Here is a 14,983-nt window from a genome sequence, read left to right as displayed (position 1 = left end):
CAGAGTTTATGCGGGCGCAGGTGTCCGGCGCAATGTGCGCAGATAGAACGAGGGCCGGTTGCCCGGCCCTCAGATGTTGCGTGTGAGTTATCTGTGGCTTGCCGCGCCTCAGAAGTTGCCGCTGAAGTTCACGAACAAGGTCGCGTCGCGGGCGCTGCGCTGGGCGGTGGTGGTGCTCAGGCCGATGTTGCTCTGCAAGCCCCACAGCCCGGTGCGGGCACCCAGGACGACAGTGGCGTAGTTGCGATCGAAGTTCTGACCAGGAACGGTGTACATGCCCACTTCCGGCATCGACTGCAGCCAGGCGCTGGCTTCGCCGCCGTCCTTGAACTCGTGGTCGTAGGTTGCCTGCAGGTACGGCTTGACCATGGCGCCGTCCAGACGCACCTGGAAGCCAACGCGGCCCACCAGCGAATCGATGTCCTGATTGGCGTAGCCCAGCGCGGTGGCGCTGTCGTTGCTTTCGGTATAGCCGTCGAGCTTGATCTTCTGCCAGGTCAGGCCGGCCACCGGGCCGTACTTGAGGTTGCCTTCGCCCAGCGAATACCCGGCGTTGAGGGCGGCGGTGAGGTTGCTGCCGTCGGGGGAGCCGCTGTGCACGCGGGTGGCTGGCCCAAGCTGGACTTCGCGGTCCACGTCGTAGCTCAGCCAGCTGTAGCTGACCTGCGCATTGACCCACACCGGGCCGGTGTACCAGCCGAAGAAGCCGCCCAGGGTGGTGTCGTCCTGCTTGAAGCTGCCGTTGCGGTTACCGAAGTCGGCGTCCATGCGGCCGAAACCGGCAAAACCACCGAACACCAGGTCGCCTGCAGTCCAATCCACACCGAACAGGCCGGCCGGCGCCATGCCGTCGTACAGGTCCGCGTGGTCGTAACGCTGCATGTCGCCGCGCACGCTGCCCCACCAACGCATGCCGTCGGCGTCCGGCTTGCCGTCCAGATGCCAGGCCACCTGGTCGGCGCGCGCGCGGCCGCCGGCCTGCGCCGAATGCGTCAGCACCTGCTGCAGACGCGGCGCTTCCAGCAACGAGATGGCGTATTCGCCCAGGATCTGGTGCACCGCCGTGGTCGGGTGGATGCCATCGGCGAACACATAGGTGTTCTGCGCATTGGCGGCGACCAGGCTGGTCGGGTTACAGGCCGGCAACGGCACGGCCGGGTTGCAGGCGGTGCTGGTGACATTGCTGAAACCATAGGTGCCCGGGTTGGCGACGATTTCCTGCAGCATGTGGAAGGTGTCGACCGGAATCACGCGCAGGCCAGCGGACTGCAGGCCATTGAACAAGGCGGTGTTATAGGCCGTGGCCGCAGCGGTGCCCTGCGCCATCCCCACGGCGCCGCCGGCGCGGAAGCGCGGGATGAGGCCGACGTCCGGAATGGTCGGCACCATGACGTAACGCGCGCCGGCATTCTGCAAGGTGGCCACGGCACCGACCTGGGCGGTGACTGCGCTGCCGATGATGGCCTGGGCCTGGGCCGGAGCGAGGGACGCGGCGAGCAGGTCGTTGGCCCCGCCCCACACGGTGTACAGCGCATTGGGGTTAGCACGGCCGCCGTTGGCGGTGAGATAGGTGTTGATCTGGCTGGTCACCGACGGCGCAGCGCCGAGTGCGCTGACCGAGCTGGCCTGGATGCGCGCACCGCCGGCAGCGTAGTTGTCGCCGGTCTGGCCGTTCCCGTTGGGCGCGGCATTGGTGCCGAAATGGTCACCGACATATTCGGCCCACACCCAACCCGGGTTGGTGGTGAACTTGCCGGTGACCGCGCGCGAAGCGGCCGGCAGCAGCGGGTTGTAATACCCGCTGTCGGTGAGGCTGTCGCCGAAGAACACGGTCTGGTCGAAGGCCGACTCGGCCATGGCCGGGGCGGCCGCAATAGCGATGGCCATAGCCATCAGGGAGCGGATCGGGCGAAGTGTGGAAGCCATCGGAATGCCTGCTTGATAGTGAGTGGGACCGGACCGGCGTGCATACGTACGCTGGCGAATGGCACATGGTTTCACCCTGGCCGCCCGCGCTCACGCTGCATTGCCGCATAACGCAAAAACGCGCGCCGGAGCGGCACGCGATGCAACAATGATGACATGAACATCCAACTCAACGGCACCCCGCGCACGCTTCCGGACAATTTGCCGCTGGCCACCCTGCTGGAGCAGGAAGGCCTAGCACAACGCCGCGTCGCGGTAGAGGTCAATGGCGAAATCGTGCCGCGCGGACGGCATGCAGATCACGCATTACGCGAGGGCGATGTGGTGGAAATCGTGCACGCGCTGGGCGGAGGCTGATGCGCCGCGCAAGCCGGCGCATCCGCGTCCGATCGGTGATAATTGCCGCATGACGAATCCCGCCCCTTCTGATGCGCTGGTCATCGCCGGCAAACACTACCGTTCGCGCCTGCTCACCGGCACCGGCAAGTTCAAGGACCTGGACGAAACCCGCCTGGCCACCGAAGCCGCCGCAGCCGAAATCGTCACCGTCGCCATTCGCCGGGTGAACATCGGCCAGGATCCCAACGCACCCAGCCTGCTGGATGTGCTGCCGCCGGAGCGCTACACGCTGCTGCCCAACACCGCCGGCTGCTACACCGCCGAAGAGGCGGTACGCACCTGCCGGTTGGCGCGCGAACTGCTGGACGGCCACAACCTCACCAAGCTCGAAGTGCTCGGCGACGAGAAGACGCTGTACCCGGATGTGGTGCAGACGCTCAAGGCTGCCGAACAACTGGTCGCCGATGGTTTCGAGGTAATGGTCTACACCTCCGACGACCCGATCCTGGCCAAGCGCCTGGAAGAGATCGGCTGCGTGGCGGTGATGCCGCTGGCCGCGCCGATCGGCTCGGGACTGGGCATCCAGAACAAGTACAACCTGCTGGAAATCATCGAAAACGCCAAGGTGCCGATCATTGTCGATGCCGGCGTCGGCACCGCCTCCGATGCGGCGATTGCGATGGAGCTGGGCTGCGACGGGGTGCTGATGAACACTGCCATTGCCGGTGCGCGCGACCCGATCCTGATGGCCAGCGCGATGCGCAAGGCGATCGAGGCCGGACGCGAGGCGTTCCTGGCCGGGCGGATTCCGCGCAAGCGCTATGCATCGGCGTCGAGCCCGGTGGATGGTGTGATTGGATGAGTGGGCGGTCTGCGTTGACATTGCAGCCGAGGCGCAATGGTTGGCAGTGCGGAGTACCGGATATGACCGCGGCCAGATCGCGCGTTGCTGCGAGCGCCCCCCCTCACGCCGTACCCTCACCCCGACCTCCGCCCCGCCCCGCGCCCCGGCCCGTGCCTGCGTCGTGGGCGCTCCCAGGCACGCGCGCCATGGCGCGCAACTGTGCCTCCTCGCTCCGGTGGGAGAGGGGCTTTCGTTTTGCCGATGACTTAATTCATGACTGATCCTTTCACCAGCGACGGCGCCAAGATGCCGCCCAAGCCCTTCACCATCGAAGAGGGCCGCCGGCAGGTGCGCAGCTTCGTGCTGCGCCAGGGCCGTTTCACCCCCGCGCAGCAACGCGCCTTCGACGACCTGTGGCCGCGGTTCGGGCTGGACTACACCGGTGCGCCGCGCGATCTGGCTGCCACCTTCGGACGCGATGCGCACAAGGTGCTGGAGATCGGCTTCGGCAATGGCGCCGCGTTGCGCTTTGCCGCCCAGCAGGACCCAAGCCGCGATTACATCGGCATCGAGGTGCATGCTCCTGGCGTGGGCCGCCTGCTCAACGCGCTGGACGAAGACGGCAGCACCCATGTGCGCCTGTATCACCACGACGCGGTAGAAGTGCTGGAACACGAAATCGCCGACGGCGCGCTGGACGAAGTGCGTATCTATTTCCCCGATCCATGGCACAAGAAGCGGCACAACAAGCGCCGCCTGATCCAGCCGGCATTCGCGCAGTTGCTGGTGCGCAAGCTGCGCGAGGGCGGCCGCCTGCATGCGGCCACCGACTGGGCCGATTACGCCGAACAGATGTGGGACGTGCTCGATGCCACCCCGGGCCTGGTCAATCGCGCCGGCCCACGCGGCCACGTCGAACGCCCGGCCTGGCGCCCGCAAACCCACTTCGAGACGCGCGGCCAGAAGCTTGGGCACGGTGTGTGGGATTTGCTTTATGACCGGGAATCGGGATTGGGGATTCGTAACAGCGGCATCCCCGGCAACCAGACGCTTCAGCGCTTTTAACCAATCTCCACTCCCGAATCACGAATCCCGGCCCCCAATGGACACCGCGCTGACGCTGACCAACGATATGAAGCTCGTCCTCGGGCTGGTCGGTTTCACGATGGCGATGTTCCTGTTCGAGCGCATTCGCGCCGACGTGGTGGCATTGATCGTGCTGGTGGTCTTGGGCGTCACCGGGCTGGTGGCGCCGGAAGAACTGTTCGGTGGGTTTTCCGGTAATGCGGTGATGAGCATCATCGCTACCACCATTCTGGGCGCGGGGCTGGAGCGCACCGGTGCGTTGAACCGGTTGGCCACCTGGTTGTTGCGGCGTTCGCACGGCAGCGAGCAGCGCCTGATGATGATGACGCTGGCCATCTCCGGCTTGAACTCCTCGTTCATGCAAAACCCCTCGGTGATGGCGTTGTACCTGCCGGTCGCCTCGCGCCTGGCCGCACGCACCGGGCTCACCTTGCAGCGCATGCTGCTGCCGATCGCCGCGGCCATCGTGATGGGCGGCGCGCTCACCATGGTGGGCAATTCGCCGCTGATCCTGCTCAACGACCTGCTGGTCTCGGCCAACAACAACCTGCCCTCGGGCATGGCCAGCATCGAGCCGTTGACGATGTTCGCGCCGCTGCCGATCGGCGTGGCGCTGCTGATCGCCGCACTGCTGTACTTTCGCTTCTACGGCGACCGCAAGCTGATCGAAGAAGAACGCCTGATCAACGAAGGCGTGACGCCCTCGCGCACCGAAAGCTATTTCGCCAAGACCTACGGCATCGACGGCGATGTGTTCGAGCTGACCGTCACCGCCGAAAGCCCGCTGGTGGGCATGACCCTGGGCGAGGCCGAAGCCTTGCACGATGCACCGTTGCTGCTTGCGCTCAAGACCGGTAACGACACCCGCCTGGCACCGCCGGCCGATATGCGCATCTGGGTCGGCAGCGTGCTCGGCGCGATGGGCCCGCGCCAGGAAGTGGCCGACTTTGCGCAAAACCAGTTCCTGCGCATGTCCTCGCGCCTGCGCAACCTGGGCGATTTGTTCAATCCCAGCCTGGCCGGTATTTCCGAAGCGTTGATTCCGCCGAACTCGCGGTTGATCGGCAAGAGCGCCGGCGAATTGCGCTTGCGCAAGCAGGCGGGCATCAGCCTGTTGGCAATCAACCGCGACAAGCAGGTCATCCGCGAAGACGTGCGCAACGTGCCGCTGCGCGCCGGCGACATGCTGGTCTTCCACAGCATCTGGCAGGACCTGGTGCAGGCGGCGGAAAGCCGCGATTTCGTGCCGGTGACCGACTTCCCCAAAGGCGAGCAGCGTCCGCACAAGTTCAAGATCGCGATGGCGATCTTCGCCTTCACCATCCTGATCGCACTGACCTCGCGCCTGCCGGTGGCGCTGACACTGATGACCGGCGTGGCCTGCATGCTGGTCAGCGGCGTGCTGCGCATGGACGAGGCCTACGCCTCGATCAACTGGAAGACCATCTTCATGATGGCCGGGCTGATTCCGCTGGGCTGGGCCATGGACAGCAGCGGCACCGCGGCCTGGGTTGCCGGCCACACCATCGACCGCCTGCCCGAAGGCGTGCCGGTGTGGGCGCTGGAAATCAGCCTGGCACTGTTGACCACAGCTTTTTCCTTGGTGATCAGCCACGTGGGCGCGACCATCGTGATGGTGCCCATTGCAGTCAATCTGGCGCTGGCCGCCAACGGCAACCCCACCGCGTTCGCGCTGATCGTGGCGTTGTCGGCGTCCAACAACCTGATGACCGCGTCCAACCCGGTGATCTCGATGGTGGCCGGCCCGGCCAACTATCAACCGCGCGAGTTGTGGCGCGTGGGCGCACCGCTGTCGCTGATCTACATCGTGGTGATGGTATCGGTGATCAACCTGATGTTCTGGTGGGCGGCGCGCTGATCCGGCGTTGCGCTTTTTTCGAGCGGCCGACAAAGCGTCATCGGCAATCGTTCCTGCCGCTTACCCCAGCAGCACCTGCTCATCTTCAACCCGCACCGGCACCGCAAACAGCGACTGGCCGCGGCATGGGCCGCTGACGCATTCGCCACCGCTGAGTTCGAAGGCCGCACCGTGCGCGGCGCAGACCAACTGCCCTTCCTTGGTCTTCAGGAACTGCCCCGGCGCCCAGTCCAGCCGGCGGCCGGCATGCGGGCAGATGTTCAACCACGCACGGACCTGGGTGCCTTCGCGATACAGCACCAGCGATTCGGCACCGCTCTCCAGCAGTGCTTCCACTTCCAGAAACCCGGCATCGGGAATCTGCATCAACGTGGCAAGCGTGGTGGGCGATGGCAACGACATGCAGGGGACCGGGCAACGATGGCAATGGGCCTGGATTGTGGCATGCGCGCCTGGCCAGCACGGGGAGCCCCAGACGGCGACTGCGGGACAACGCCATTGCCCAGCCAACCGGCCACAACTGGCCGTATACGCCGTCATCGACGCCTGCCGCACGTGATCGCCTTCGCAAATTGCAGTGTCAATTAACGAACTTTTCACTCAATGACATGAAACCGCAACGATACTGCGCCCTCGTTTCCTGCCCGGCAGCCCACCGCCATGCCCGCACGCCTCTTCCAATTCGGCAACTTCCATCACCTGTTTGCGCCGCGCAAGCCGCGTCACCCATTGGTGCGCGTTGCCGCCGGCCTGGCCGGTCTGGTGATCCTTGCGGTGCTAATCTTCTTCAGCGTGTTCGTTGGCGCAGCAATGATCCTGGGCGGCATCGCCTGGAAGCTGTTGAGCAAGTCGAACCGCCGCACACCGCAGCAGGCACGCGTGGTCGACGCCGAGTACCACGTGGTGCGCAAGCCCGCGTTGCCGTTGTCGCACTGACACCTGGCCGACTGCATCGCTGCGCCGCGGTCTCGACCTGCGCAGCAGGTGCGGGGGTTGGCCGATGCCTGCATCGATGATGATTTGATTCCAGCACGCCACACCTGGCGTGCGATGGCTTGCCGCGCGTTGCGCAGTGCCATGTCGCCGGGTGCTGCGCTGCGCTGATGGGCTACAGGCGCATTGGGTGCTGCTTCGAGCACCAGTTCACCGCCCTGCGCGCACGTCTTCTCACTGCCGCATCAATGCACACCGCGCTCGCATCGAACGCCAGCGCCGCACTGCCAGCTCTGTAGTGGGTTCGCAATCGTCTGGTTGTACGCATTGCCACTCACGCGTCGACGCTTCAGAGGCCTCGCAGCGCTGCCAGCCCGGCCATGTCATGCACTGGATGCAAAGCGTCATGGTTCCGTCGTACACAGGCGAACCGCTAGACTCATCTGCCCGTATGTTGAGGATGCGCGCATGACCCACGATGTGATTCCCGCCGCCGATGTTCCGCGCATTCCTGTGGTGGGTGGTGGTAGTTTTCCGGTGCATCGCATCTACTGCGTGGGGCGCAACTTTGCCGACCATGCGCGCGAGATGGGCGCCACCGCACCAGCCTCCAAGGCCGAGCGTGGCCAGCCGACCTTTTTCATGAAGCCTGCCGATGCCATCGTGGTCGGCCACGGCGACCACATTCCCTACCCGCCCGGCACCAAGGAACTGCACCATGAAGTGGAACTGGTGGTGGCGCTGGGCAGCGATGCGCCGGCCGGCGAGTTGCCGGTGGAACAGGCCGAGCGCCTGATCTACGGCTACGGCGTGGGCCTGGATCTGACCCGTCGCGACCTGCAGGCCGCGGCCAAGGCCAAGGGCTTGCCGTGGGACATCGCGAAGGGCTTCGATCACTCCGCACCGATCAGCGAGCTGGTGCATGCCGGCGAAGTCGGCGCGCTGGAGGCGCTGAATCTGTCGCTGGAGGTCAACGGCCAGGTGCGTCAGCAGTCGTTGCTGGATCAAATGATCTGGAACGTGCCGGAGATCCTGCATGAGCTTTCCAAACTCTACGCACTGCGCGCAGGCGACCTGATCTTCATGGGCACGCCGGCCGGCGTCGGACCGTTGCTGCCGGGCGACCAGTTCAGTGCGCGCCTGGAGAACGTCGCCGAGCGCCACGGCATCATCGCGGGCTGACATCGAGCCGGCTACGATCGGGCTGCGGCAGTTGGTCCGCGACCGCAGTTGGAGTGCACTATGGGAATGGTCAGCGAATTCAAGCAATTCGCAATGCGCGGCAATGTCATCGACCTGGCGGTCGGTGTGGTCATCGGTGCGGCGTTCGGCAAGATCGTCACCGCTCTGGTGGAGAAAATCATCATGCCGCCGATCGGTTGGGCCATCGGCAATGTGGATTTTTCGCGCCTGGCGTGGGTACTCAAGCCGGCCGGCGTCGATGCCACCGGCAAGGAAATCCCGGCCGTTGCTATTGGCTACGGCGATTTCATCAACACCGTCGTGCAGTTCCTGATCATCGCTTTCGCGATCTTTCTGGTGGTCAAGTTGATCAACCGCGTGACCCATCGCAAGCCGGACGCGCCGAAGGGCCCGAGCGAAGAAGTACTGCTGCTGCGCGAGATTCGCGACGCGCTCAAGAACGACACGCTCAAGCCGCCGGGCGCGCTTTAAGCGGGCACAACCAACTGGCGCATCCTGTGGCGCAACTTCGCGCAGAAGGATGACCTTTCGCACGCAGACGGGGGACCTCGCGCTGATAAGCTCGGGGTCCCCTTGTCGTTGGAGCCGCCCTGCATGCGTCGTCTCGCTGTTGCCATCTCTGCCCTACTCGCCTGCTCCTCCGCACTCGCCGCGCAGACCAGCATCCCCGACAGCGCATTGCGTACCGCAGCGCAGCTACGCGAGCAGGCGCTGGCCGATGACACCGGCTTTTCGGTGGTCCAATCGTTGACCACCGAGGTGGGCCCGCGCATTGCAGGGGGCGAAGCAGACCCGCGTGCGGTGGCCTGGGCCAAGGCGAAATTCGCTTCGCTGGGTTTCGACAAGGTATGGACCGAGCCGGTGACCTTTCCGAAATGGGAGCGTCGCAGCGAACACGCTGTCGTGATCGGGGCGCATGCGCAGCCGTTGACCATCACCGCATTGGGCGGCAGCCCGGGCGGCACCGTCGAGGGCGAGGTGGTGCGTTTCGAAACGCTGGCTGCGTTGCAGGCCGCGCCAGCCGGCTCGCTGGCCGGCAAGATTGCCTTCGTCGATTACCAGATGGTCAAGGCGCGCGACGGCAAGGATTACGGCAATGGCGGCGCCGTGCGCAGCAAGGGGCCGTCCGAAGCGATACGCAAGGGTGCCATTGGATTTGTCATGCGCTCGGCCGGCACCGACTCGCACCGCGTGCCGCATACCGGCATCACCCGTTTCGATGAGGGCCTGACGCCGGTGCCGGCTGCAGCGCTGTCGGTGCCCGATGCCAACCAGCTCGCGCGGCTCACCGCACTGGGCAGCACGCGCGTGCGCCTGAAGTTGGATTGCGGCTGGGACGGCACGGCCACCTCATACAACGTGATCGGCGAAATCACCGGGCGCAGCAAGCCCAAGGAAGTGGTGGTGATCGGCGGACATCTGGATTCATGGGATCTGGGCACCGGCGCCATCGACGATGGCGCCGGCGTGGCGATCACGATGGCTGCCGGCCACCTGATCGGCCAACTCAAGCAGCCACCCAAGCGCACCATCCGCGTGGTGGCCTTCGCCAACGAGGAGCAAGGCCTGTACGGCGGCAAGGCGTATGCCGCCGCGCATGGCACCGATGCCAAGGACATGGCACTGCATCAGATCGGCGCGGAAAGCGACTTCGGCGCCGGACGCATCTATGCGTTCAACACCGGCGCGGCCGCACCGGACGACTCGCGTGCAGCGACCAGGCAGATTGCCGAGGTGCTGGCACCGCTGGGCATCGCGTATGAACCGGGCAAGGGCGGCCCTGGCCCGGATGTCGGGCCGATTTCCGCCAAGGGTGGAGCCTGGGGGTGGCTGGCGCAGGATGGCACCGACTACTTCGACCTGCACCACACCGCCGACGACACGCTGGACAAGATCGACCCGAAGGCGCTCGCGCAGAACGTGGCCGCCTACACTGTGTTTGCGTATCTCGCCGCAGAAGCCGATGGCGATTTCGGCAGCCGCGCGAAGAGCGTGCAACCGCCGAGCGAGTGAATGGCCAGGACGATGCAGCGCATGCGCCGAACGCTCGATTCGGCCGTGATTTGCCGGTTTCCAAGCGCCAGGCGCATGCAGGAATCGCACGATGCCTGGCGCTGCTGCTTGCGCAGATCGGCGCGTTCGTCTGGCAAGTGCGCAGTTGCGATGAAGCGGCTGCCACTGACCGCGGGTCGTACCGGGTAGAGGCACATCACTTGCTCGGCAGCGGTGCGTAGGCGGTGGATTCGGCGATGACCGGCAGCCGCCGCTGGTACTGCGTCAGGTGATAGGTCGGTTGTTTTCCGTGGTCGCTTCACACGTCGAACCGGTAGCGCGCGCATTCGCTCTTACTCCAGGATGAGCACACACAATGGTGGCCAAGCGCCAACGCAGTGCGAACAATGCGGCGACGTTGTTGGATGTCGCCAAACACGCCGGCGTCTCGCCGATGACCGCTTCGCGTGTGATCAACCGTCACCCGCATGTGGGCGAAGCGATGCGCGCGCGCGTGGAGGCCTCGGTACAGGCATTGGGCTACCGGCCCAACCTCGCCGGCCGCTCGTTGCGGACCAGCGGGCTGCTGCGTATCGGCGTGCTGTACAGCAACCCGAGCGCCGCATACCTCAATCAATTCATGCTCGGCCTGCTTGAGCAGAGCAGCCTCACCGGCAGCCAGGTCATGGTGGAGAAGTGCGGCGCCATCCGCAGCCAGCGTGCGGCCACCGAGCGCCTGCTCGCTGCCGGCGTCGATGGGGTGATCCTGCCACCGCCGTTATGCGACTCGCGCCAGACCATCGCCGAACTCGATGCGCGCGGCATTCCGGTCGTGGCGGTGGCCAGCGGCGCACCGATGGCGCAAATCAGCTCGGTGCGGATCGACGACTACCAGGCCGCACGCGCCATCGTCGACCACCTGATCGAGCTCGGGCATCGTCGCATTGCGTTGATCAAGGGCGACCCCAAACACACCCCGAGCGCACTGCGCGCCAACGGCTATCTCGACAGCCTGCACGCTGCCGGCGTGTCGGTCGCAGATGGCTTGATCGCCGAGGGCCTGTTCACCTATCACTCCGGTCTTCTGGCCGCACGCAGCCTGTTGGCGCAGCGGCCACCACCCACGGCGATCTTCTGCAGCAACGACGACATGGCGGCCGCAGCGGTGGCGGTCGCGCACGGACTGGGCTTGCGCGTGCCCGAAGATGTCTCCATCGCCGGCTTCGACGATACGCCGGTGGCCACCACCATCTGGCCCGAACTCACCACCGTGCACCAACCGGTCACTGCGATGGGTCGTGCTGCTGTGTCACTGCTGGCCGACGCGGTTCGTCAACGCCGCAAGGGCGACACCGCACCCGGCGTGCATCAGGTGATGAAGTACACGCTGGTCAAGCGTGGCTCGACGGCAGGGCCGCCGAAGACATAGCGCCACAGCGCGCCATCACCATCCCGGGTCGGCATAGACGCAGCACCTCAATCTGTGCGCACGCTGCGCCGTCGCGGCCGACCGCTGCCGTTTCAACAGCAATCAGACTGACAGTTGCAGCATTCAACTGCCGGCGTGATTGCGCAGACGCCCGCCCAACCACGCAAAAAAACGGCCACATCGCTTCCCGACGATGTAGCCGAATGGGAGGGTATTCGACGTCACCGCCGAACGTACTGCAGCGCCGTATCAAACGGCGACGGGAAGAACGCGCAATGACCGCTTGGAGAGGAACGAGGACAACCGCATGTGCAGCACGGCGCGGGGACGCACCGTGCCGCACAGCAGTGTCTTGCATCAGTGCATGGCATCAGAAGCGCAAACGCAGACCCGCGTAGTAGCGACGCTCGAAGATGTTCTGGTCGAAGTAGTGATTGGTCCACTGTGCGTAACGGCGTTCGCTTTCGCCAGTCAGGTTGGTGGCCTGGGCGTACAGGGTCAGGTGATCGTTGACGTCGTAGCTCAGCGACGCGTCCAGGTAGCCGACGTCGTCGTTCCAGATCGCCAGCTCGTCGCCCCATGCGGAACTGTTGACCTGGCTGAAGCGCTTGCTGCGCCAGTTGTAGGCCACGCGCGCCTGCAGCTTGTCCTTCTGATACCACAACACCGCGTTGGCCTGGTGCTTGGAGTTGTCGCCGATCGGCAGCGTGTTGCCGTCGATATCGGTGTTGTCGGTATCGGCATCGGAGAAGGTGTAGTTGATGTTGGTGCCGAAGCCGCTCAGCCAGCCCGGCAGGAAATCGAAGGCCTGCTGGTAGCCGATTTCAAAGCCCTTGATCTTGCCTCCGCCGCCATTGACGATGCGCTCGACCGGGCCGCCCGCACGCACGACGCCATCGGCATCGGGCAAGGCTTCGATATTGGTAACGGTGGTGGGGAACGACTTCACGTCGATCAGAAACGCACCCACGCTGATCAACGAGGCATCGGCGAAATACCATTCCCACGAGGCGTTGTAGTTGGTGGCGCGATACGGATCCAGATCCGGATTACCCGAACGGCCATTGAGGAACAGCACCGCATCCGATGGCAGCGACGGATTGCGCGGCGGCGTGCCGTTGACCGCATAGAAGCTCACCAGACCACGGCCCAGATCGGGCAGGTCCTGACGCGCAACCGCCTTGTTGTAGGCGAAACGCAGCTTCTGCGCGTCGGTGACGTCCAGCGACAGGTTCGCGCTGGGCAGCACATCGGTGTACTGGCGATTGAGACGGTTGGTGCCGATCGCGGGACTGACGCCGTTCCATTCGACATTGCCGATATAGACGTTGCCGCTGCTCAGGTACTGGTCGATCGCCAGCTTGGTCTGCAAGATGCGCGCACCGATGTTGGCCGTCCACGGCACGCGCGTGCCGGTCCCGCCTTCCAGGTTGGCCATGAAATAGGCCGAGCTGGTTTTTTCGGTGACCTGGTAGGAATCGGCTGCCTGCTGATACGCCACGTTGCCCGGATACAGGCTGTTGAGATAAGCAACCGGGTCTTTCATCGCCTGCGGGTTGATCGCCGGTAGGCCCTGACTGCCCAGGCCGGTGACCTTGAGCGGATCGAAGTCGTTGAAATACGCCCAGTAGCCGGGAATCGAATTGAACGGCAGCAAGCGCGCTTCGGACACGCCGCTGCAGGTATCGACGATCAGCGGATCCTTGTAGTAGTACAGCGAACGGTTCGGGTCGGCACAGCTGGACGACACCGGCGACAGATACCGATAGGTATCGAGCTTGAAATCGCGCTCACCGTAGCGAATGCCGAACTGGAAGCCGCGTACCACGCCCTCGTCGAACTCGAAGGTGCCATCGGCGCGGAACGCGTCCATCTTGGCGTCGATCTTGTTGCCCTGCGCCCAGGTGGACATCAGCTGCCAATTGTCTGGATTGGACACATCGGTCGCGAGGTTGACCGCCGGGTAGGTGCCGCGAAAATCCACCGATGCATCCACGGTGGGCAGGCCATTGACGTTAGCCCACTGGGTCACGCCGCCGGCACGTGGGATCTGGTCGCCGCGCGTCACTGCTGCATCGGCACGCGCTTCGTCGTAGGTACGCTGCGCATCGCCATGCACCCAGCGGAACGAGGCACGGAATGGGCCGCCGTCGTCGTAACGCAATTCCAGATTGGTATTGAGCGCATCCGAATCCGCCACCCCGGCCATCGAATGCGCCTGAAAGCGGTTGTAACGAAAATTGCCGTACTCCAACACGCCGTTGGGATCGACCACAGATCCCGGCTGCAACTGATTGGTCGCCCAACCGGTGTGCAGCTGCGCGGCAACCGAGGTGTCGTGGTCTTCGAGCTTGGTGTAGGCCGCGTCCGCCAACACGGTCCACGAATCGTTGATGTTGAACTGGAACGAGCCATTGATGCCGGTGCGCTGGCGATCGGTGCTGCGGTTATCCAGCTCGGTCGCCACCCAGTTGTAGAAGTAGTCGCGCGGCAGATTGCCCGGGTCGGTATTGCTGCCGATACGTCCATCGCCGTTGAAGTCGAAGCCGACGTTCTGTTCGGTGGATTTCTGTGCGCCGTTGGAATACACGCTGGGGTGCTTGTTTTCCAGCGTGGCATCCGAATACGACACCGCCAGCAACGCGCCCCAACGCGCGGTGCGAAAACTGGCCAGCCCCGAGTACAGCGCGTTGGCCTTCTGCACCCGATCGCCGTACGAGCCTTCGGCCTGGCCACTGAAGGTCCAGCCTTCCGGCAGATCGAATGGGCGCCGCGTCTTCAATGAGACCGTGCCGCTGATGCCGCCATCCAGATCGGCGGCAGTGGGCGACTTGATCACGTCCACGCCACTGAACAGCGTGGGTGGAATGTCCACGAAATCCGGCTGCGCGCGGCCGATGTTCGGCTGACCATATTGATCGCCGCCGCCTGCACTCAGGTACAACTCGCCGTTCATGGTGGTCTGCACCTGCGGCATGCCGCGGATATTGAGCTGCGAACCTTCGCCGGCCGACCGCCGGATCTGCACGCCAGGCACGCGCTGCAACGAATCGGTGATGGTGACGTCGGGCAATTTGCCGATGTCTTCGGCAGAAATCGAATCGATGATCTGCGCCGCGCTGCGCTTGTTCTCGATAGCTTCGGCCTGCGCGCCGCGCACGCCCTTGACCATCACCTTGTCCAGTTCGGTGACGCCTGGAGCGGTGGCGGTGTCTTGCGCGCTTGCGCCGCCGGCAAGCAGAGTGAGCGCAGCCGCGAGCGCGGCGGCCAACGGGGTATGGCGGGTATTCGAATGCAGCTTGTTCATGGTCCCCTCCCAGGGATGACAAATCCACGACCGTTTCGACTGGCA

Annotated in this window: 12 protein-coding genes; 9 read left to right on the top strand and 3 right to left on the bottom strand. The window is 64.7% G+C overall.

The window, feature by feature from the left end; translation table 11 throughout:
- Positions 1 to 108 precede the first annotated feature (108 nt).
- Entirely contained in the window at positions 109 to 1,893 is a 1,785-nt protein-coding gene (locus AC1POX_RS05900) for an autotransporter outer membrane beta-barrel domain-containing protein (RefSeq protein WP_372356855.1), read from the bottom strand.
- A 189-nt stretch (positions 1,894 to 2,082) separates the two neighbouring features.
- Here AC1POX_RS05900 and thiS point away from each other — a divergent pair, with 189 nt between their 5' ends.
- The 4 genes from thiS (at position 2,083) to AC1POX_RS05880 (ending at position 6,074) form a co-directional block, all read left to right on the top strand.
- Positions 2,083 to 2,283 (top strand): sulfur carrier protein ThiS, encoded by a 201-nt coding sequence (thiS, locus tag AC1POX_RS05895; RefSeq protein ID WP_008576838.1) that lies wholly within the window; start codon positions 2,083 to 2,085, stop codon positions 2,281 to 2,283.
- A gap of 49 nt (positions 2,284 to 2,332) precedes the next feature.
- Positions 2,333 to 3,127 carry a thiazole synthase gene (locus AC1POX_RS05890; protein ID WP_029820145.1) on the top strand — a complete coding sequence of 265 codons (795 nt, stop codon included), beginning with the start codon at positions 2,333 to 2,335 and terminating at the stop codon, positions 3,125 to 3,127.
- A 255-nt stretch (positions 3,128 to 3,382) separates the two neighbouring features.
- The gene (gene trmB / locus AC1POX_RS05885; protein WP_029820146.1) at positions 3,383 to 4,174 is read left to right on the top strand and encodes a tRNA (guanosine(46)-N7)-methyltransferase TrmB; all 792 of its coding nucleotides are present in this window, start codon (positions 3,383 to 3,385) and stop codon (positions 4,172 to 4,174) included.
- Between the two features lie 37 nt (positions 4,175 to 4,211).
- Complete coding sequence (locus AC1POX_RS05880) at positions 4,212 to 6,074, top strand: SLC13 family permease (protein ID WP_029820147.1); 1,863 nt, start codon at positions 4,212 to 4,214, stop codon at positions 6,072 to 6,074.
- 60 nt (positions 6,075 to 6,134) lie between these two features.
- Here AC1POX_RS05880 and AC1POX_RS05875 read toward each other — a convergent pair whose 3' ends face one another.
- Positions 6,135 to 6,476 (bottom strand): Rieske (2Fe-2S) protein, encoded by a 342-nt coding sequence (locus AC1POX_RS05875; protein WP_008576830.1) that lies wholly within the window; start codon positions 6,474 to 6,476, stop codon positions 6,135 to 6,137.
- A 258-nt stretch (positions 6,477 to 6,734) separates the two neighbouring features.
- Here AC1POX_RS05875 and AC1POX_RS05870 point away from each other — a divergent pair, with 258 nt between their 5' ends.
- From AC1POX_RS05870 to AC1POX_RS05850, 5 genes are all read left to right on the top strand, one after another.
- Positions 6,735 to 7,010 carry a hypothetical protein gene (locus AC1POX_RS05870; RefSeq protein ID WP_008576828.1) on the top strand — a complete coding sequence of 92 codons (276 nt, stop codon included), beginning with the start codon at positions 6,735 to 6,737 and terminating at the stop codon, positions 7,008 to 7,010.
- A gap of 465 nt (positions 7,011 to 7,475) precedes the next feature.
- Positions 7,476 to 8,189, top strand: a complete 714-nt coding sequence (locus tag AC1POX_RS05865) for a fumarylacetoacetate hydrolase family protein (protein ID WP_008576826.1) — start codon at positions 7,476 to 7,478, stop codon at positions 8,187 to 8,189.
- 60 nt (positions 8,190 to 8,249) lie between these two features.
- Complete coding sequence (gene mscL / locus AC1POX_RS05860) at positions 8,250 to 8,681, top strand: large-conductance mechanosensitive channel protein MscL (RefSeq protein ID WP_003487203.1); 432 nt, start codon at positions 8,250 to 8,252, stop codon at positions 8,679 to 8,681.
- A gap of 123 nt (positions 8,682 to 8,804) precedes the next feature.
- Complete coding sequence (locus AC1POX_RS05855) at positions 8,805 to 10,223, top strand: M28 family peptidase (RefSeq protein WP_014090907.1); 1,419 nt, start codon at positions 8,805 to 8,807, stop codon at positions 10,221 to 10,223.
- Positions 10,224 to 10,578: 355 nt separating this feature from the next.
- Positions 10,579 to 11,631, top strand: coding sequence for a LacI family DNA-binding transcriptional regulator (locus AC1POX_RS05850; RefSeq protein ID WP_008576822.1), 1,053 nt, complete (start codon positions 10,579 to 10,581; stop codon positions 11,629 to 11,631).
- Between the two features lie 370 nt (positions 11,632 to 12,001).
- On the opposite strand, the gene AC1POX_RS05845 is transcribed toward AC1POX_RS05850, so the two are convergent.
- Complete coding sequence (locus AC1POX_RS05845; protein WP_372356854.1) at positions 12,002 to 14,938, bottom strand: TonB-dependent receptor; 2,937 nt, start codon at positions 14,936 to 14,938, stop codon at positions 12,002 to 12,004.
- Positions 14,939 to 14,983 lie beyond the last annotated feature (45 nt).

It is taken from the genome of Xanthomonas sp. NCPPB 3442 (assembly GCF_056725145.1).
This window is presented reverse-complemented; position numbering and strand designations above follow the sequence as displayed.